At 51.5% G+C, this 19919-nt stretch carries 19 protein-coding genes; 14 read left to right on the top strand and 5 right to left on the bottom strand.

Annotated elements, in window-relative coordinates; genetic code table 11:
* Nucleotides 1–38: 38 nt before the first annotated feature.
* Complete coding sequence (rhaR, locus tag IB222_RS22320) at nucleotides 39–887, top strand: HTH-type transcriptional activator RhaR (RefSeq protein WP_126957439.1); 849 nt, start codon at nucleotides 39–41, stop codon at nucleotides 885–887.
* Here the strand turns inward: rhaR and rhaT are convergent.
* A complete protein-coding gene (rhaT, locus tag IB222_RS22315; RefSeq protein WP_003825242.1) occupies nucleotides 884–1918 on the bottom strand; it encodes an L-rhamnose/proton symporter RhaT in 1035 nt (344 codons plus the stop codon). The genes rhaR and rhaT overlap by 4 nt on opposite strands.
* Before the next feature lie 289 nt (nucleotides 1919–2207).
* On the opposite strand from rhaT, the gene sodA reads away from it, so the two are divergent.
* Both sodA and kdgT read left to right on the top strand, forming a co-directional pair.
* A complete protein-coding gene (gene sodA / locus IB222_RS22310) occupies nucleotides 2208–2828 on the top strand; it encodes a superoxide dismutase [Mn] (RefSeq protein ID WP_003825239.1) in 621 nt (206 codons plus the stop codon).
* Nucleotides 2829–3063: 235 nt separating this feature from the next.
* A complete protein-coding gene (gene kdgT / locus IB222_RS22305; protein ID WP_003825237.1) occupies nucleotides 3064–4047 on the top strand; it encodes a 2-keto-3-deoxygluconate transporter in 984 nt (327 codons plus the stop codon).
* Nucleotides 4048–4088: 41 nt separating this feature from the next.
* Here the strand turns inward: kdgT and IB222_RS22300 are convergent, their stop codons facing one another.
* Nucleotides 4089–4985: a dihydrodipicolinate synthase family protein gene (locus tag IB222_RS22300; protein ID WP_003825235.1), complete on the bottom strand. Its 897-nt coding sequence runs from the start codon at nucleotides 4983–4985 to the stop codon at nucleotides 4089–4091.
* A gap of 152 nt (nucleotides 4986–5137) precedes the next feature.
* Between IB222_RS22300 and yiiM the strand changes: the two genes are divergently transcribed.
* The 4 genes from yiiM to IB222_RS22280 all read left to right on the top strand — a co-directional run bounded on the left by yiiM (nucleotide 5138) and on the right by IB222_RS22280 (nucleotide 9079).
* Nucleotides 5138–5812 carry a 6-hydroxyaminopurine reductase gene (yiiM, locus tag IB222_RS22295; RefSeq protein ID WP_149384904.1) on the top strand — a complete coding sequence of 225 codons (675 nt, stop codon included), beginning with the start codon at nucleotides 5138–5140 and terminating at the stop codon, nucleotides 5810–5812.
* Nucleotides 5813–6039: 227 nt separating this feature from the next.
* On the top strand, nucleotides 6040–6744 hold the full coding sequence (locus IB222_RS22290) for a GntR family transcriptional regulator (protein ID WP_003825231.1): 705 nt from the start codon (nucleotides 6040–6042) through the stop codon (nucleotides 6742–6744).
* A gap of 8 nt (nucleotides 6745–6752) precedes the next feature.
* On the top strand, nucleotides 6753–7706 hold the full coding sequence (locus tag IB222_RS22285; protein WP_126319621.1) for a TIM barrel protein: 954 nt from the start codon (nucleotides 6753–6755) through the stop codon (nucleotides 7704–7706).
* Nucleotides 7707–7828: 122 nt separating this feature from the next.
* Complete coding sequence (locus tag IB222_RS22280; protein ID WP_122973888.1) at nucleotides 7829–9079, top strand: MFS transporter; 1251 nt, start codon at nucleotides 7829–7831, stop codon at nucleotides 9077–9079.
* A 40-nt stretch (nucleotides 9080–9119) separates the two neighbouring features.
* Here the strand turns inward: IB222_RS22280 and cpxA are convergent, their stop codons facing one another.
* Nucleotides 9120–10493: an envelope stress sensor histidine kinase CpxA gene (gene cpxA, locus IB222_RS22275; RefSeq protein WP_003028758.1), complete on the bottom strand. Its 1374-nt coding sequence runs from the start codon at nucleotides 10491–10493 to the stop codon at nucleotides 9120–9122.
* On the bottom strand, nucleotides 10490–11188 hold the full coding sequence (cpxR, locus tag IB222_RS22270; protein ID WP_003028763.1) for an envelope stress response regulator transcription factor CpxR: 699 nt from the start codon (nucleotides 11186–11188) through the stop codon (nucleotides 10490–10492). Before cpxR ends, cpxA begins: the two co-directional genes overlap by 4 nt.
* Before the next feature lie 150 nt (nucleotides 11189–11338).
* Here cpxR and cpxP point away from each other — a divergent pair, with 150 nt between their 5' ends.
* From cpxP to IB222_RS22235, 7 genes are all read left to right on the top strand, one after another.
* On the top strand, nucleotides 11339–11839 hold the full coding sequence (gene cpxP, locus IB222_RS22265) for a cell-envelope stress modulator CpxP (RefSeq protein WP_008787022.1): 501 nt from the start codon (nucleotides 11339–11341) through the stop codon (nucleotides 11837–11839).
* Between the two features lie 147 nt (nucleotides 11840–11986).
* The gene (gene fieF / locus IB222_RS22260) at nucleotides 11987–12889 is read left to right on the top strand and encodes a CDF family cation-efflux transporter FieF (protein WP_003825216.1); all 903 of its coding nucleotides are present in this window, start codon (nucleotides 11987–11989) and stop codon (nucleotides 12887–12889) included.
* Between the two features lie 185 nt (nucleotides 12890–13074).
* Complete coding sequence (gene pfkA / locus IB222_RS22255) at nucleotides 13075–14037, top strand: 6-phosphofructokinase (RefSeq protein ID WP_079939320.1); 963 nt, start codon at nucleotides 13075–13077, stop codon at nucleotides 14035–14037.
* Between the two features lie 200 nt (nucleotides 14038–14237).
* A complete protein-coding gene (sbp, locus tag IB222_RS22250) occupies nucleotides 14238–15227 on the top strand; it encodes a sulfate/thiosulfate ABC transporter substrate-binding protein Sbp (protein WP_063941738.1) in 990 nt (329 codons plus the stop codon).
* A gap of 104 nt (nucleotides 15228–15331) precedes the next feature.
* Entirely contained in the window at nucleotides 15332–16081 is a 750-nt protein-coding gene (locus tag IB222_RS22245) for a CDP-diacylglycerol diphosphatase (RefSeq protein WP_020996109.1), read from the top strand.
* 73 nt (nucleotides 16082–16154) lie between these two features.
* Nucleotides 16155–17459 carry an SLC13 family permease gene (locus IB222_RS22240; RefSeq protein ID WP_149384905.1) on the top strand — a complete coding sequence of 435 codons (1305 nt, stop codon included), beginning with the start codon at nucleotides 16155–16157 and terminating at the stop codon, nucleotides 17457–17459.
* A gap of 113 nt (nucleotides 17460–17572) precedes the next feature.
* On the top strand, nucleotides 17573–19045 hold the full coding sequence (locus tag IB222_RS22235) for a DASS family sodium-coupled anion symporter (RefSeq protein ID WP_003825206.1): 1473 nt from the start codon (nucleotides 17573–17575) through the stop codon (nucleotides 19043–19045).
* Between the two features lie 39 nt (nucleotides 19046–19084).
* Here IB222_RS22235 and tpiA read toward each other — a convergent pair whose 3' ends face one another.
* Nucleotides 19085–19852 carry a triose-phosphate isomerase gene (tpiA, locus tag IB222_RS22230; protein WP_003028783.1) on the bottom strand — a complete coding sequence of 256 codons (768 nt, stop codon included), beginning with the start codon at nucleotides 19850–19852 and terminating at the stop codon, nucleotides 19085–19087.
* Nucleotides 19853–19919: the final 67 nt, after the last annotated feature.

The following is a 19919-nucleotide window of genomic DNA, read 5'->3' as shown; positions in this document are numbered from 1 at the left end:
GCAGCGCATCCGGCAAGCATTCAGGTTGAGGTCATGTGATGGCGAATCAGCTAATCCTTCTGAAATCAGACTTCTTTGCGCATGAGCAGCAGGCTGTGGCCGTGGCTGACCGTTATCCGCAGGATGTCTTTGCTGAGCATACCCACGAGTTTTGCGAGCTGGTCATGGTCTGGCGCGGTAATGGTCTGCATGTCCTTAACGATCGCCCGTACCGGATAACCCGTGGCGATCTGTTTTACATTCGCGCTGAAGATAAACACTCCTACACTTCCGTTAACGACCTTGTGCTGCAAAATATCATCTACTGCCCGGAGCGGTTGACGCTGAATGTTGACTGGCAAGGGGCGATCCCCGGATTTGACGGTACGCCGAGGCAGCCGCACTGGCGACTCGGCAGCGTTGGCATGAGCCAGGTCCGACAGGTGATAAGCCAGCTTGAGCATGAAAGCAATCAACGTGATGCACAGGCTTTTACCATGGCTGAGCTGCTGTTCGGGCAGTTGGTGACACACCTTAAGCGGCATCGTTATGCCACGGATACGCTCCCGGCGACCTCCAGTGAAACGCTGCTGGATAAACTGATCACCGCGTTAGCCGGTAGCCATGAGCATGCGTTTGAACTGGATACGTTTTGCGAGCGCGAACAATGCAGCGAGCGCGTTTTGCGCCAGCAGTTTCGCAGCCAGACCGGGATGACCATCAACCAGTATCTCCGCCAGGTGCGGGTTTGCCATGCGCAGTATCTGCTCAAGCATAGTCGGTTGATGATTAGTGAGATTTCCATGCGCTGCGGCTTTGAGGACAGTAACTACTTTTCGGTGGTGTTCACGCGGGAAACCGGGATGACGCCGAGCCAGTGGCGTCATCTCAGTACTCAGCATGCTTAGCTGGCCATTCCCAGACCGACAATGTTTGCCGCGACAATGATCACCACGCAGCCGAGGCTTAGCACGCTGACCGGACGACGACCCGCGTTTTTCCACTCTTTCAATACCAGACCGACAATCCCGCCGCACAGAACATAGAAGCTCATGTGCAGCATCCAGCTTACATAGTCATACTGCGCCGGAATACGTGCGTGGCCCCAGGCGTAGAAGAAGAATTGCAGATACCACATCAAGCCACCAAGCGCAGAGAGCAGCACGTTGGTGATAATCAGCGGCTTGGCTAACGAGAAGTCGGCTTTTATCGACAAGTTCTTCACTTTTGCCAGACGAATGAAGCAGAAGCCCAGGTTAACAAGCGCGCCACCGCCCATAATGACCACATAGCTAGGCAGGGCGACATACAGCGGATCGACGCCCAACGCGGCGGCGGCATCGTGCATCGGTTTCGCCGCGTTCATCGCAAAGGACATCCCGGCAGAGAAAATACCGCACATGACGGCCAGAACCAGACCTTTTTTCAGGTTGAAATCTTCCGCTTTGATGCCCATTTTGCGTTCTTTTAACTGACCGGCACGGGTAACAATGCCTACGCCAATCAGCGCGACCAGTACGCCAAGTAGCGTCATGCGGCCACCAGAGGTATTGATCAGTACATCAAAATTGCCGTTGATAATCGGGGTCATCAGCGTGCCGACAATCAGCGTAATACCTATCGCAATCCCGATACCCATCGACATACCGAGATAGCGCATGGTCAGGCCATAGTTGATATTGCCAATCCCCCACATTGCACCAAACAGAAATACCGGAGCCAGTGTGGAGAGGCTGAAGGAGCTGAAGTAGGCCCAGAAATCGGGAAGTAACATGGCGCTGATGGTCCACGGCAGGATTATCCAGGAGACGATCCCGCCAACCGACCACATCGTTTCCCATGACCAATGTTTGACTTGCTTGAACGGGGCATAGAAACAGGCGGCACTGGCTGCCCCTATCAAATGCCAAAAGATACCCATCGTAATCGCGTTACTCATGACTTAATCCTCGTTATTTTTTATCGTCGGTAATGACCCCTCCGACCTAACGAGTTTAAAAATTACGCAGGTGGTTAACCTTTTGACGATTGCCGCCCTTTTGCGCATGTTGGCAATTATCACGTTAAGTGGGTGATTCGGCTCACATCTTTAACAATGGGTTTGATTCATTAAGACCCTGTAAAAAGTACGGCATTGATAATCATTTTCAATATCATTTAATTAACTATAATGACCCAACTGCTTACGCGGCGTTAACACTGGCCGCCCGACAATACTGGAGATGATTATGAGTTATACACTGCCATCCCTGCCGTACGCTTATGATGCCCTTGAACCGCACTTCGATAAGCAGACGATGGAAATCCACCACACCAAACACCACCAGGCTTACGTAAATAACGCCAACGCTGCGCTGGAAAGCCTGCCTGAATTCGCCAGCCTGTCCGTTGAAGAGCTGATCACCAAACTGGATCAACTGCCAGCAGACAAGAAAACCGTACTGCGTAACAACGCGGGCGGTCACGCTAACCATAGCCTGTTCTGGAAAGGCCTGAAAACCGGTACTACGCTGCAGGGCGACCTGAAAGCGGCTATCGAACGTGACTTCGGCTCCGTTGACAACTTCAAAGCTGAATTTGAAAAAGCAGCGGCAACCCGCTTTGGCTCCGGCTGGGCGTGGCTGGTTCTGAAAGGTGACAAACTGGCTGTTGTTTCCACCGCCAACCAGGATTCCCCGCTGATGGGTGAAGCTATCTCTGGCGCTTCCGGTTTCCCAATCGTGGGCCTGGACGTGTGGGAACACGCTTACTACCTGAAATTCCAGAACCGTCGCCCGGACTACATCAAAGAGTTCTGGAACGTTGTGAACTGGGACGAAGCTGCCGCGCGTTTCGCAGCAAAAAAATAAGTTCTACGCTTTAACAAAAAGCCCTGCAAGCGATGCTTGTGGGGTTTTTTTGTGATCAAACTCAATATAAAAACAATGATCCACTTAAATTGAAACAAGGTTTTATTATGCGAGTGGGATCACTTTTATAGTCTCTATGAATGTCTATCTTCTTTTCATCAAGACGGGCGCATCTCAAAGCAAGATGCAATCGCCCATAAAAATTGCCCCATTTTTATGTCTACAGGTGATGGAAATGCAGATCAAACGTACGATAGAGAAAATCCCAGGCGGTATGATGCTGGTGCCGCTTTTCCTGGGCGCGTTGTGTCACACCTTTTCCCCCGGCGCTGGGAAATATTTCGGCTCCTTTACCAACGGTATGATCACCGGTACGGTACCTATCCTGGCAGTCTGGTTCTTTTGCATGGGGGCGTCGATCAAGCTAAGCGCCACCGGCACCGTGCTGCGTAAATCAGGTACGTTAGTCATAACCAAGATTCTGGTGGCGTGGGTGGTTGCAGCAATTGCTTCACGCATTCTGCCGGAACATGGCGTAGAGGTCGGATTCTTCGCTGGGTTATCTACGCTGGCGCTGGTGGCCGCGATGGATATGACCAACGGCGGGCTGTATGCCTCGATTATGCAGCAGTACGGCACCAAAGAAGAGGCCGGGGCGTTTGTCCTGATGTCGCTGGAGTCAGGTCCGCTGATGACCATGGTGATTCTGGGAACCGCCGGGATCGCGTCGTTTGAACCGCACGTATTTGTTGGCGCAGTATTGCCGTTCCTGATTGGCTTTGCGCTGGGGAATCTGGACCCTGAACTGCGGGAGTTCTTCAGCAAAGCGGTGCAGACGCTGATCCCGTTCTTTGCCTTCGCATTAGGTAACACCATTGATTTGAGCGTGATTGCGCAGACCGGCGTGCTGGGTATTCTGCTGGGCGTGGCGGTGATTATCATCACTGGTATTCCATTGATTATCGCCGATAAACTGATTGGTGGTGGCGATGGTACGGCGGGGATTGCCGCTTCCAGTTCCGCGGGGGCGGCGGTTGCTACGCCTGTGCTGATTGCTGAAATGGTTCCGGCATTTAAACCGATGGCACCGGCAGCAACTTCCCTGGTCGCCACGTCGGTGATTGTGACCTCCATTCTGGTGCCGATTATCACGTCTATCTGGTCGAAAAAGGTCAAAGCAAGGGCGGCAGAAATTGATATTCGTGGTACCGTGAAGTAAGTCTCTTAAGCCGGATGGTCTGCTCCATCCGGCTTAATTTTTTACCCTTTGACGACAAACACCTCATCGATTGTTCGGCACTCACTCTCGTTCAACTCTCCACCGGCATTACGTGACACGCCGGTACAATAGCCAAATTTACGCGATACCACGGTTTTGATGGTGGTGACAAAATCTTCGCCGATGGCATAGATGGACATGTAGGTGCCAATCTGGTCCTGAATATCGCGAAGCGCTGCCAGGTCGCCCTGTTTAAACGCTTCCCGCGCGCTGACAAACAGTTCCGGCATGACGTTGTTCAACCCTGAAATAATCCCCGCGCCACCTGCCAACAGGTTGGGAATGTAGTATTCGTCATAGCCGGACAGCACGGCAAAATCCTCCCGCACGGCGCGGGTGGTCTGAATCATACTGCGGGTATGGGACTGGCAGTCGACGGTGTCTTTAATGCCAGCAAAATTCGGGAACTCGGCGGCGAGGGTAGCTACCAGTTCGGGGGTTAAATCGCAGCCGGTGCGTGCCGGGAAGTTATAAGCAAACCATTTGCCGCTGAGTTTCTGCCCCAACTGACGGAAGTAGCTCAGCAGCTGTTTCGCTGTTTGTCCGTAGTAGTAGGGTGGCAGGATCATCACGGCATCGTAACCTGAGCGATACGCTTCCTGCGCCATCAATAAAACATCATTCTGGCAGGTGGATGAGACGTTGGCGACCATCTTTAGCGAGCTCATGGCACGGGCTTCGCGGATCAGCAGCAGCCTTTCTTCGAGCGTAAAGGAGGCAAATTCCCCGATGCTGCCCATCAGCAAAATCACGTCGATTTTGGCCTCGGTAAGGCGTTTGAGATGTTGGCTTAGACCGTTGAGATCGATCTTGCCATCATTGTCCATTGGCGTAATGGAAGGACACCAGACGCCAGCAAATTGCGATTGACCAGTCACGTTGTCGACTCCTTATTTGAAATGATGTTTCAAAACCAGATTACATTGATAGCATGTGTCCCTAACTTTCATGTGAACCGTGCTCTCATTTTGAGCGACTGGGGTAAAATAAATGTGGTGTAATGGGGGAAATTTATCGGGAGAGGGAACAGATGCGATATCCGGTCGATGTTTTTACGGGCAAAGTTCGGGACTACACGGGAAGCCGTCCCAGCGCGATTGCTAAAGTCCAGATTGACGGTGAGTTGATGCTGACCGAACTGGGGCTGACGGGGGATGAACAAGCGGAAACGAAAATTCATGGCGGGCCGGATCGCGCGCTGTGTCACTATCCGCGTGAACACTATCAGCACTGGAGACAAGCGTTCCCGGAGCAGGCGGAGCTATTTGTCGCGCCCGCGTTTGGTGAGAACCTCTCTACTGAGGGGCTGACTGAAGAGAATGTGTATATTGGCGACATTTTCCAGTGGGGAGAGGCGCTGATTCAGGTCACGCAGCCGCGTTCGCCGTGCTTTAAGCTGAATTTCCATTTTGGCATCAGCGATATGGCCAGCCAGATGCAGGATGCAGGTAAGACGGGCTGGCTGTGCAGCGTCATCGCGCCTGGTCAGGTGTCAGCAGACGTGCCGTTGATCCTGGCGTCACGCGTAAGCGACGTCAGCGTGCGGGAGGCAATTGCTATCGCCTGGCATATGCCGTTTGATGATTCGCAATATCACCGTCTACTGTCGGCTGCCGGGTTATCAAAAAGCTGGACCAGAACGATGCAAAAGCGCCGTCTAAGCGGCAAGATCGAAGACAATTCCCGCCGTTTGTGGGGAAAATAAACCTACCTTCATCTGGCAATTAAATCAGGTGGCGACACCTGATTTACCTCTCCCCCGTGGTTCATCTCCTGCGTACCAAACCGGGCAAAAACCTGACGGTCACGGTTTGCTTCAAAGCCATTCTTGATACCTGGTCCACAAAAAGAAACTCTGCGTTGAAAAAAAACTTGAGTATTTCCTGCACTCAAATATCTTAGCTTTAAATTGGTTTAAACCAGATGAGCGAAATGAAAAAGAAAAACAATGTTGATGTGCTCAGAGAGCGCTTTGAAAGCTGGTTAAACGAGAATAATTTACCAGCGGGCTCCAAATTGCCCTCGGAGAGAGAGTTATGTGAGCTGCTGGATGCAAAGCGTATGACCTTACGTCAGGTTCTGATTGAGCTTGAGATCGATGCGCGTATTTTCCGCAAGAACCGCAGTGGTTGGTTTATTTCATCGAAGCGATTTATTTATAACCCTAAATCACTTTCCAGCTTCAATGCTGAAGCTTGTGCTCAGGGACGTAAGCCTTTTTGGGATTATTTAACCAAAGAAACCATTGATACAGTTCCGCATCATGTTGATGATGTTTTTCTCTCCTCCGGCGATCGCTATTTAGTTACCGGCTGGTGCGGCCTTGATTCACATAAAGTGTTTTACCATGAATCCTATATTGATGCCGATGTTGCGCCAGGATTCATTAATAAATTGGGCAATCAGTCTTTTGCCAGCGTCTGGGAAGATGCGTTTGGCCATGTTTTAAATATCAAAGAAATGATTTTTAAACCGGTCAATATGCCAGAAGTGGCCTGCAAAGAGCTGGGTGTTGCGCCTAATACGTATGGAATTTTAGTAGAAAAACATCGGGCTACCCGAGATAAAAAAGTGGTTCAGGTTGATTTCGAATACTGGCGACTTGAATCAGTGGAACTTGTTATTCGCGATGAATGAGAAAAATAATGGGAAAATGTAACCAAGAACTTCTTGCGGAACGCGCGAGAAATATACCGCTGTACCTACATGCTTATGCTTTTCATCTGAATATGCGCTACGAGAGAGTCCTGCCGGGGGATCTTCTGGATATTGCGCATCAGCAAAAATTGAAGGGTGTAAAAATACATGTTGAGGATGGTGAGTCCCAATCACTGCAGAAACTGAACGATCAGCAGCTACACGATTTTAAAGAAAAGGCCAAAAAATATAATCTGGATGTGCATATCGAAACGAGCGCATCGGATAAGGCAACATTGACGGATGCAATCCGTATTGCTGTTGCTACTGGTGCAACTTCAGTGCGTTTCTACCCGCGTTATGAAGGGTATCTAAACGATGTTATGGCGAAGATTGCCAATGATATTGCGTGGCTGTCTCAGTATGACGATTGCGGACTAAGCTTTACTATCGAACAGCATGAAGATCTGCAAGGCCATGAGCTGGTGACGCTGGTTAATAATAGCGGGATGAAAAATCTCTCTATTCTGTTTGATTTTGGCAACATGATTAATGCCAATGAGCAGCCGCTTTCTGCGTTAGAGGTTATGTCTCCTCTGATCACTCAGGTGCATATCAAAGACGCAAAAATTATTAAAGAAGGTAAAGGCTGGGGGCATGAGGCTTGTCGTTCAGGACACGGCGATTTACCCATGGAAGAGATGCTTAAGGCATTATTACTTTTAGGTGAAGATAAACCGCAAGTACATGCTTTTGGCCTGGAAGAAGAAGTTGAATATTATGCCCCTGCATTTCGCTTCGACGATGAGGGTGATAATCCATGGATCCCATGGCGCGATGCAAGTTATACGCCGCTGCCTGACTGCAACATGATTGATGCGCGACTGGCGCAGGAAAAAGAACATGCTCTTGCCCAAATAAAATATATCCGTGATATATGTGACAAGTTTATAGGCAATTAATTAGTTTTCTTAAAATATTATTAAATGCGGAAAGGATTATGAAAATAATCCCCTGGCGTTATTAATTATACAATTTAATTTAGATATTTCTCTCAACAAGCAATGAGGGTTTAATCATGTTCATGAATAAATGGGCAAGGCTCTGTTTTTTGATTTTAGGCGGCGGCACGATATTCAAGCTTTCGAGTATGAAAGATGTTTTCTATGTGCCAATGCAGAATGACTGGGGTTTAACTAATACGCAAATTGGGTTGAGCTTTACGGTTTATACGATTGTTCAGACAACCGGACTTTTTCTTTCTCTCTATATCGCAGACCGTTACTCCAAGAAAATATTATTACCGTTCGGTCTGATTGGCGTTGGGTTATGTGGCTTATATCTGGCAACGCTACCGTCATTTACCGGTTATCTCATTTGCTTTGCCGCGATGGCTTTCTTTGCCGACGTGGTTTATTGGCCGGTATTGCTGAAAGCCGTTCGTTTGCTGGGAACGAAAGAAGAACAAGGACGCATGTTCGGCTTTTTAGAAGCCGGACGTGGCGTGGTGGATGTTATCGTTGCATCTGGCGCTCTGTTTGTCTTCGTCCAGTTTGGTGAAGGTAAAGCGGGGATGCAGGCGGGCCTGTTGTTCTATACGGTAATTACGCTTGTGGCAGGTATTGTGACGTACTTTATTGTCGATGATGACAAAGTGAAAGGCGGCGAGAAAACCAGTGCCAACATGGAAGTGTTAAAGGGTATCAAACATGTTTTGTCCTGCCCTAATGTTTGGCTGGCTTCTTTAGGTATTTTCTTCGTTTATGCCGCGTACTGTGGACTGACTTACTTTATTCCATTCTTAAAAGATATCTATATGCTGCCGGTAGCGCTCGTCGGTGCGTACGGCATCATCAACCAGTATGCGTTAAAAATGGTAGGTGGGCCGATTGGTGGAATGTTGGCAGATAAAGTTGCTAAATCACCGACAGTGTATCTGAAGTGGACGTTCCTGATCTCTGCTGTAGCGATGCTTGTGTTCATGCAGTTACCGCATCAAACAATGAACGTGTATATCGGTATGGCGGCGACATTAGGGTTCGGAGCGATTATCTTCTCACAGCGCGCCATTTTCTTCGCGCCAATGGATGAGATCGGTACCCCACGTGAGTATGCGGGCTCGGCAATGGCATTTGGTTGCATCATCGGTTATATGCCAGCGATGTTTGCGTACACGTTGTACGGCTATTTGCTGGATACCAATAGCGGCATCACTGGCTACAACTATGTCTTTAGCGTGATGATTGCATTCAGCTTAATGGGCTTTATCTGTTCGACCATTCTGGTGAAGCGGATTAAAAAGCAAAAGCTAGCGGCGGCAGAAGTGACAGCATAAAGTGAGAGCTTCCCCGGCACGAGGCTACCGGGGAAGCCTGTTAAGCGCGTTTGTACAGCGGCAACCAAATCACCAGCCGTAAACCACCCAGCGGGCTGTCTTCGGCCTTCACCCAGCCACGATGCTGCTGGATTGCGGTTTCAACAATCGCCAGACCCAGACCTGTTCCGCCAGACTCGCGATCGCGCGCTTCATCGGTACGATAGAACGGACGGAAAATCTGTTCTCTGTCTTCAGGGCTTACGCCCGGACCATCGTCGTCTACGGTAATGGTAATCCCGTCGATATCCACCGCGAAGCCAACTTCAATCTTCGTATGTGAATAGCGCAGGGCATTGCGCACAATGTTTTCCAGCGCACTTTCCAACGCATTTGGGTTACCGTACAGCGGCCACGGACCCGGCGGGAAATTCACCGTGAGTGATTTACCCATCTGCTCAGCTTCAAAGGCGGCGTTATCCAGCACTTCGCCCCACAGCTGATTAGCTTTCACTGTTTCACTGACCAGCGCGTTTTTCTGCTGATTACGTGACATCACCAGCAGGTCGTTGATCATGCTGTCCAGTCGGTGTGCTTCTGTTTCAATGCGCTCCAGCTCTTTGCTCTCACCGCTACGACGGCGCAGCAGAGCGGTGCCCAGTTGCAGACGCGTTAGCGGTGTTCTCAGCTCGTGAGAGATGTCCGACAGCAGGCGTTGCTGTGTGGTCATCATCCGTTCCAGCGCTGTCACCATCTGGTTAAAGCTGGCGCCTGCCGCCAGAAACTCCTGCGGACCGGCTTCCAGTTCCGGATGCTGACGCAGGTTGCCCTGGGCCACTTCATCCGCCGCGTTTTTCAACTTACGCGCCGGTTTCGCCAGACTCCAGGCAAGCCAAAGCAATAGCGGTGAGCTGACTAACATGGTGACGATCAGCAACAGCAGCGGTCGGTCGAACAGCAGGTTGATAAAGTCAGATTGTGAGCTGCTGGCAGGTCGTATGAGATACAGCTGGTAGTTATCTTCACCGTCTCTGACGGAGAAAGGCCCGACCATCTCAACGCGACCGTATTTTTTCTTTTGCGGATGGTCGGCGTTATCGGCCTGACCAATAAAGTTACGAATGATCTGCATTTCGTTGCGTTCTGCGCCGATCACGCGTCCTTCCGTCGTAACAAGTAATAACCGCTGTCCTGGCGGCGCCCACTTGTCTATCGCCCGAAACAAGCGACGCCACCACATCAAATCGTTGGGTGGATCGTTCGCCAGTTCAGCTTCAACGTGTTGCTCAATCATTAACCCCTGGCGCTGCTCGCTGTCCAGTAGCTCGGTCATCTGGCGTGAGTCGAGCTTGGGTAACATCAGTACCAACATCAACACCAGTGCCAGCGTCAACCAGAAGATGGCAAAGATGCGTGCGGTTAAGCTCCCTATCATGAAGCGGAGACCATCAGGTAGCCGCGACCACGCAGGGTTTTAAACCACGGGTGTCCGTCTTTACGCTCTGGCAGCTTACGACGCAGGTTCGAGATATGCATATCGATCGCGCGATCGAAAGGCGTCAGGCGTTTGCCCAGCACTTCCTGGCTCAGGTGCTCACGCGAAACCACCTGACCGAGATGCTGAGCCAGCAAATAGAGCAGGGTGAATTCGGTGCCGGTTAACTCCAAAATTTGCCCGTCAAAGCTGGCTTCCTGGCGACCCGGATTAAGGCTTAACGCATCTACTTCCAGCGTCGGCGAGCCGTTATCGCTGTTCTGCTGCTGTTCGCTCCAGTGTGAGCGACGCAGAATAGCGCGGATGCGCGCGACCAGTTCGCGGTCGTTAAACGGTTTAGGTAAATAGTCGTCCGCGCCCAGCTCAAGGCCAAGTACGCGATCCAATTCGCTGCCGCGAGCGGTCAGCATGATTACAGGTGTCTGGTGTGTCTGACGAAGTGCTTTCAGCGTATCAATGCCGTTTTTCTTCGGCATCATGACGTCGAGCAAAAGTAAATCGATGCTGTCATCCAGAAGCTCAAGCGCCTGTTCCCCATCATAGGCAACCAGAACATCGAAACCTTCCATTTCGAGCAACTCCTTTAACAGGGAAGTCAGCTCTCGGTCATCATCAACTAACAGGATTTTATTCATTGTTTACGTACCTCCGAGGCAGAAATTACGTCATCAGGCGTCGCTAATCTATGACTTTACGTTGTTTTACACCCCCTGACGCATGTTTGCAGCCCGAATCGTAAACTGTCTCTCGTTGAATCGCGACAGAAAAGATTTTGGGAGCAAGTGATGGGCAAAGTTACCGCTGCCGTCATGGCCTCAACGCTGGCACTCAGTACATTTAGCCATGCAGCTGAAGTCGTCACAGGCGATCACTGGCACCTGGGTGAAGGCTCATCGCAACGCAGCGTTCAGAGCCACATGTTTGACGGTATCAGTTTAACCGAACATCAGCGTCAACAGATGCGAGATTTAATGCAGCAGGCAAGACACGAACAGCCTCCTGTTAATGTTAGCGAAATGGAGACAATGCATCGCCTTGTCACCGCAGAGAAATTTGATGAAAGCGCAGTGCGCGCTCAGGCAGAAAGAATGGCGCAAGAACAGGTTGCCCGCCAGGTTGAAATAGCCAGGATCCGCAACCAGATGTATCGCCTGTTAACGCCCGAGCAGCAAGCGGTTTTAAATGAGAAACATGAACAACGAATGGAGCAACTGCGCGATGTAGCGCACTGGAAAAAAAGCTCATCGTTGAATTTATTGAGTAGTAGCAACTCACGTTCCCAGTAGTAACCCTGTTTTCCTTGCCATAGACACCATCCCTGTCTTCCCCCACATGATGTGGGGGTTTTTTTTGCCCAAAATTTGTCCCTCGGTTATTGCCTGACTGTTTTACTTCATCCGTTATACTAGCGGCATATCCTGGCAGGAGTGTTTATGAATCAAACCTATGGGCGGCTGGTGAGCCGGGCGGCAATCGCGGCGACCGTGATGGCATCGCTGTTACTTTTGATCAAAATTTTCGCGTGGTGGTACACCGGATCGGTCAGTATTCTGGCAGCACTGGTGGATTCGCTGGTGGACATCGCGGCGTCATTAACCAACCTGTTGGTGGTGCGCTATTCGCTGCAGCCCGCCGATGATGAACATACGTTCGGCCACGGAAAAGCGGAATCGCTGGCGGCGCTGGCGCAAAGCATGTTTATTTCCGGTTCGGCGCTGTTTTTATTCCTGACCGGGATTCAGCATCTCATTCAACCCACGCCGATGAAAGATCCCGGCGTTGGGGTGGTTGTCACCATTATTGCGTTAGTGTGTACAATCATTCTGGTCTCGTTTCAGCGCTGGGTAGTGAAGCGTACGCAAAGTCAGGCCGTTCGGGCAGATATGCTTCATTATCAGTCTGATGTTATGATGAACGGTGCGATTCTCATTGCGCTCGGGCTGGCATGGTACGGCTGGCATCGTGCGGATGCCTTGTTTGCGCTCGGGATTGGCATCTATATTTTATATAGCGCATTACGCATGGGGTATGAGGCAGTGCAATCTTTGCTGGATCGCGCTTTACCCGATGAGGAACGTCAGGAAATTATTGATATCGTGACGTCATGGCCTGGAGTCAGCGGCGCTCACGATCTTCGCACGCGGCAGTCAGGGCCGACCCGCTTTATTCAGATTCATTTGGAAATGGAAGATAATCTGCCGCTCGTTCAGGCGCATTTAGTGGCTGAACAGGTTGAGCAGGCAATTTTACGGCGTTTCCCGGGATCGGATGTCATCATTCATCAGGATCCCTGTTCAGTCGTACCCAAGGAAGGCAAGATGTTTGAGCTTTCATAATTCGTTGTAAAAAAAGTGAACCGGGCCAGCATTTTGTGTATAAATTACCACCATTTGGCCTGACCTGAATCAATTCAGCAGGAAGTGATTGTTATACTATCTGCATATTCGTTGGATCGTTTCGATATGCGGAATCGACTTCCGGCAGCAGATTTCATTTTGCATTCCAAAGTTCAGAGGTAGTCATGATTAAGAAAATCGGTGTGTTGACAAGCGGCGGTGATGCGCCGGGCATGAACGCAGCAATCCGTGGTGTTGTACGTGCAGCGTTGACGGAAGGGCTGGAAGTCATGGGGATCCATGATGGCTACCTGGGTTTGTATGAAGACCGTATGGTCCAGCTTGACCGCTACAGCGTGTCCGACATGATCAACCGTGGCGGTACTTTCCTCGGTTCTGCTCGCTTCCCGGAATTCCGTGATGAAAACGTGCGTGCGGTAGCTATCGAAAACCTGAAGAAGCGTGGCATCGACGCCCTGGTTGTTATCGGGGGTGACGGTTCCTATTTGGGTGCAAAACGCCTGACTGAAATGGGCTTCCCATGCATCGGTCTGCCGGGCACTATCGATAACGATATCAAGGGTACCGACTACACCATCGGTTACTTCACCGCGCTGGGTACTGTCGTTGAAGCGATTGACCGCCTGCGTGATACCTCTTCTTCTCACCAGCGTATTTCCATCGTTGAAGTGATGGGCCGCTACTGTGGTGACCTGACCCTGGCAGCAGCGATTGCCGGTGGCTGTGAGTTCGTGGTAGTTCCGGAAGTGGAATTCAGCCGTGACGATCTGGTTGCTGAAATCAAAGCGGGCATCGCGAAAGGTAAAAAACACGCAATCGTAGCGATTACTGAACACATGTGTGACGTTGACGAACTGGCGCATTACATCGAGAAGGAAACGGGCCGCGAAACGCGTTCAACCGTGCTGGGTCACATTCAGCGTGGTGGTTCCCCGGTTCCTTACGACCGTATTCTGGCATCCCGTATGGGCGCCTATGCCATTGAACTTCTGCTGGAAGGTCACGGCGGTCGCTGCGTAGGTATTCAGAACGAGCAGCTGGTTCACCATGACATCATCGACGCTATCGAAAACATGAAGCGTCCGTTCAAAGGTGACTGGCTGGACTGCGCGAAGAAACTGTATTAATTGCAATTGCCGGATGGCGGCTTGCGCCTTATCCGGCCTACATGATGCAAATCGTAGGCCTGATAAGCGTAGCGCCATCAGGCAAAAACTCGACTCCATATATTCCCCCAGGTTATAGCAAATCTTTTTTTATTCTTTAATGTTTGGATACCTTTCTGGCACGCTTTGCTCATCACAACACTACCTAAGAGAGCTGGGCGATGAACAAATGGGGCGTAGGGTTAACATTATTGCTGGCATCGACCAGCGTTCTGGCAAAGGATATTCAGTTACTTAACGTATCGTACGATCCAACGCGTGAACTGTACGAGCAGTACAATAAGGCCTTCAGCGCGCACTGGAAGCAGGAAACGGGCGACAATGTCGTGATCCGCCAGTCGCATGGTGGTTCGGGTAAACAGGCGACCTCCGTCATCAACGGCATTGAAGCCGATGTCGTGACGCTGGCACTGGCTTACGACGTGGATGCCATTGCTGAACGTGGCCGTATCGATAAAAACTGGATTAAACGCCTGCCGGATAACTCTGCGCCTTACACCTCCACCATCGTATTCCTGGTCCGCAAAGGCAATCCCAAACAAATTCATGACTGGAACGATTTAATCAAACCGGGCGTGTCGGTCATTACGCCAAACCCGAAAAGCTCCGGCGGAGCTCGCTGGAACTATCTGGCGGCATGGGGCTATGCCCTGCACCACAACAACAACGATCAGGCCAAGGCACAAGACTTTGTGAAGGCCCTGTATAAAAACGTTGAGGTACTCGATTCTGGTGCACGTGGTTCAACCAATACCTTCGTTGAACGTGGTATCGGTGATGTGCTGATTGCCTGGGAAAACGAAGCGCTGTTGGCAACGAACGAGCTGGGCAAAGATAAATTCGAGATAGTGACCCCGAGTGAATCTATCCTCGCGGAGCCGACCGTGTCCGTGGTTGATAAAGTGGTGGAAAAGAAAGACACCAAAGCGGTGGCGGAAGCTTACCTGAAGTATCTCTACTCTCCGGAAGGTCAGGAAATTGCGGCGAAAAACTACTATCGTCCACGTGATGCAGACGTTGCGAAGAAATACGAAAACGCATTTCCGAAGCTGAAGCTGTTCACTATCGACGAAGAGTTTGGCGGCTGGACGAAAGCGCAGAAAGAGCACTTCTCTAACGGCGGTACGTTCGACCAAATCAGTAAACGATAAATAAGTCTCTGATTTACCGACCCGGTGGCCTAACGCGACCGGGTTTTTTATTTGTCATGGTTTTGCGTTACTCTTGCCCTTCAATGGGATACAGGAAACGCGTAATGAAAAAAGCAGGCTATCTTTTACTGGCGGTGATTGTGGTCGCCGCCGCTGCAGGTATCGGGTACTGGAAATTCACCGGCAACCCGGACGCATTACGCCAGATCGTTCTTCAGCAATGCCTGCCGCACCAGTTGCAGCAGCAGGACCCCGCACCATGCGCTGAAGTAAAGCCGGATGCTGGATATGTGGTGTTCAAAGACCGTAACGGCCCACTGCAATATCTGTTGATGCCTACCTGGCGCATCAACGGAACGGAAAGTCCGCTGTTGTTGAAATCAGGCACACCGAACTTTTTCTGGCTGGCCTGGCAGGCGCGTAGCTTTATGAGCCAAAAATACGGCCAGGAAATCCCTGACAAAGCAGTCTCTCTGACCATTAACTCACGTAGCGGGCGTACGCAAAATCACCTGCATATTCATATCTCCTGCCTGCGAACCGATGTCAGAAAGCAGCTGGATGACAACCTGGCGAAAATCAGCACCCGCTGGCTACCATTACCGGGTGGGCTGCGCGGTCATGAATATCTGGCACGTCGCGTCACGGAAAATGAACTGGCACAACGCAGCCCGTTTATGATGCTGGCGGAAGAGGTGCCGGATGCGCGTGAGCATATGGGCAGCTATGCGTTGGCGATGGTGCGCCAGAGCGACGAATCCTTTGTCCTGCTGGCTACTCAGCGCAATCTGCTGGCACTGAATCTCGCCTCCGCTGAGGAAATTCAGGATCATCAATGTGATATTCTGCGTTAACCCCACCTAATCTGGCGTTTACTCCGCATGCCTGTCCCCGTATTCTTGTTGAAAAAAACAACAGGAGACAGGCATGTCGCTCTGGCTTACACACCCTCTGTTTATCCCCTCTCTGGTGGTTGGTATCACCATTCTGCTCTGGGCTACGTCGCTGCTGCCGGAGTTTATAACGGCGCTGCTGTTCTTTGCCGTGGCGATGGTCGCCAAAATCGCGCCACCGGATGTGATTTTTGGCGGCTTTGCGTCCTCCGCATTCTGGCTGGTGTTTAGCGGCTTTGTACTGGGTATTGCGATTCGTAAAACGGGGCTAGCGGACAGGGCGGCGAGGGCGCTGTCATCGAGGTTGACTGATTCCTGGCCGTTAATGGTGGCGAGCGTAGTGCTGCTGAGTTACGCGCTGGCATTTGTAATGCCATCCAACATGGGCCGCATTGCGCTGCTGATGCCGATTGTCGCGGCGATGGCGAAACGAGCCGGAATTAACGAAGGCACGCGCGCCTGGTATGGTCTGGCACTGGCCGTCGGGTTTGGGACGTTCCAGCTTTCTGCGACGATTTTACCCGCTAACGTACCGAATCTGGTGATGAGCGGCGCGGCGGAAGGCTCTTACGGCATCCACCTCAATTATCTTCCCTATTTGCTGCTGCATACGCCGGTTCTGGGTTGGCTTAAAGGCGCGGTGCTCATTATGCTTATCTGCTGGTTGTTCCCTGGCAAGCCGCATGCGCCGCGCGATCTCACGCCGCCGGAGCCGATGAGCCGGGATGAAAAATGTCTGGCCTGGATGTTAGCGGTGGTGCTGTTCTTGTGGGTAAGCGAAAGCTGGCACGGTATTGGCCCCGCGTGGACCGGGCTGGCGGCGGCAGTTATCACATTGCTACCACGGGTTGGCTTTATCAATGGCGACGAGTTTTCCGCTGGGGTCAACATTCGTACCTGTATTTATGTGGCGGGTATTCTGGGGCTGGCGATCACCGTCACGCAGACCGGTATTGGTAGCGCCGTTGGCGAAGCGCTGTTACAGGTGATGCCGCTGGATGCGGAAAAGCCGTTTACCAGTTTCCTCGCACTGACCGGTATTACCACTGCGCTTAATTTTATTATGACGGCGAACGGCGTTCCGGCGCTGTATACCACGTTGGCGCAAAGCTTTGCCGATGCGACGGGATTCCCACTGCTGTCGGTGATTATGATCCAGGTGCTGGGTTATTCCACACCACTGTTGCCGTATCAGGCTTCACCGATCGTGGTGGCGATGGCGCTCGGGAAAGTACCTGCAAGGGCGGGGATGCTGCTGTGTATCGCACTGGCGGCGGCAACATATCTGATTCTTCTGCCGCTGGATTACGCCTGGTTTACGGTGTTGGGAAAACTGTAGCTGTATCAAAATGTTAATTTTTTGTTTTGTGAGTGAGTGAATTGTATTATGCGCGGCAATATTGGTTAATGCCTGAGCGCAGATTTGCGCACTGGAAATTCAAGGATTGATTCATGGACAGTTTAACCCCCATCCGCTGTTGGCCTGCCATCATTTCGCTCGTGATTACGCTGACCATCTGGTTTGTTATCCCGTGTCCACCTGACGTAACCCCGCAAGCGTGGCACCTGCTGGCACTGTTTATTGGTACGATCGCTGCGATTATCGGTAAAGCCATGCCGATTGGCGCAATTGCGATTGTGGCGATTATGCTGGTGGCGATGACTGGCGTTACTAACCCCGGCAAACCCTCCGCGGCGTTGAACGATGCGTTGAGTGGTTTTTCTAACCAGCTAATCTGGCTGATCGGTTTATCCATTATGCTGTCGCAAAGTCTGTTAAAGACTGGCCTGGGAGCGCGTATTGGCTACGGGTTTATTGCGCTATTTGGTAAAAGAACGCTGGGCATTGCGTGGGCATTAACCCTTGCGGAAACGCTAATTGCACCCGTAACGCCAAGCAATACCGCGCGTGGCGGCGGCATTATCCACCCGGTAATGCGGGCGATTGCGGAGAGCCTCGGCTCGCAGCCAGGCCATGCCGAGAATGGCTCAACGGGCCGTTATCTCGCGCTGGTGAACTACAACATTAACCCGATCAGCTCGGCAATGTTCATCACTGCGACCGCACCTAACCCGTTAATCGTCAGCTTTTTGACGAAGGGGACGGATGGCGTGCTGAACATGACCTGGGGAATGTGGGCTATTGCGGCGCTTCTTCCTGCTCTGGTATCACTGGTTGTCATGCCGATTGTAATCTGGTGGCTCTATCCGCCAGCTATCACGCGCACGCCAAATGCGCCGCAGTTCGCGCGGCAAAAACTGGATGCGCTGGGTCCACTATCACTGGCAGAAAAAATCACCCTGGCAGTATTCATTTTGCTGCTCTGCCTGTGGGCGGGTGTTCCAGCGATGCTGATGGGCAGTGCCTGGAGCGTAAACCCTACCAGCGCCGCGTTAATTGGATTGTCGATTCTATTGATGGCGGGCGTATTGAGCTGGGATGACATTCTTAAATGCCGCGGGGCATGGGATACGATAGTCTGGTTTGCCGCGCTGGTGATGATGGCAGATTTTCTCAGCAAACTGGGGTTGGTGGGATGGCTGGCAACCAGCGTTGGTAGTGCAATCGACCATCTTGGCGTGCACTGGAGTGTTGCAACGCTGCTGTTGATTCTGCTTTACGTCTACTCGCACTACTTTTTCGCCAGCACAACTGCGCATATTACGGCTATGTTCGCTGCGTTCTTCGCCGCAGGATTAGGCCTCGGCGCGCCACCAGCATTGCTTGGTTTAATGCTCGGTTTCTCCTCCTCTTTGATGATGTCGCTCACGCACTATGGCACGGGTACTGCGCCGATCATCTTTGGTTCGGGCTATGTCACGCTGGCGGAGTGGTGGAAAACGGGCCTGGTGATGAGTGTGGTCAACCTGACCATTTGGGGGGTGACCGGCGCCTTCTGGTGGCACTGGTTGGGATACTGGTAGTTAATACAGCGGGAGGGGTGTTCCTCCCGCCTTAACAACTTAAGCCTGTTTAGCGGCTTCTGCTGCTTTAACGATGACTGCGAAGGCGTCTGCTTTCAGAGAAGCACCACCAACCAGCGCACCGTCGATGTCCGGCTGAGCAAACAGTTCTGCCGCGTTAGCTGCGTTTACAGAACCGCCGTACTGGATGATAACTTGTTCAGCGATTTTCGCGTCAGCTTTAGCAATGTGGTCACGAATAAATTTGTGAACAGCCTGAGCCTGAGCAGGAGTTGCAGACTTACCGGTACCGATAGCCCATACTGGTTCGTAAGCGATAACGACGCCTTCGAATGCTGCTGCGCCCTGAGTTTTCAGAACCGCGTCGATCTGACGTGCGCAAACTTCTTCAGTTTTGCCTGCTTCGTTTTCTGCTTCGGTTTCACCGATGCACAGAACCGGAGTCAGACCTTGCTCTTTCAGCACAGCGAATTTTTTAGCGATTAGCTCGTCAGATTCTTTGTGGTAAGTACGACGCTCAGAGTGACCGATAATGATGTACTGCGCGCCGATATCTTTCAGCATTTCAGCACTTGTTTCACCGGTGAATGCGCCAGACAGGTTCAGATCAACGTTCTGCGCGCCCAGAATGATGTGGCTACCGGCAGCGGCGTGTTTCGCCAGGTCGATATACATTTCCGGCGGAGCAATTGCTACTGCACAGCCAGCAACGCCAGCCAGTTCTTTACGCAGATTAGCAACCAGTTCGTTTACCATGTGGCGGCTGCCGTTCAGTTTCCAGTTACCCATCACTAAAGGATGTCGCATTTCATTTCTCCACGCTTGTCAGCGAATTAAGGAATATGGCCGCCCCTCAGGGCAGCATGGTCTGTGA

Origin of the sequence: Citrobacter sp. C13 (assembly GCF_014596815.2) — a bacterium.
GTDB classification, from domain to species: Bacteria; Pseudomonadota; Gammaproteobacteria; order Enterobacterales; family Enterobacteriaceae; genus Citrobacter; species Citrobacter portucalensis.
This window is presented reverse-complemented; position numbering and strand designations above follow the sequence as displayed.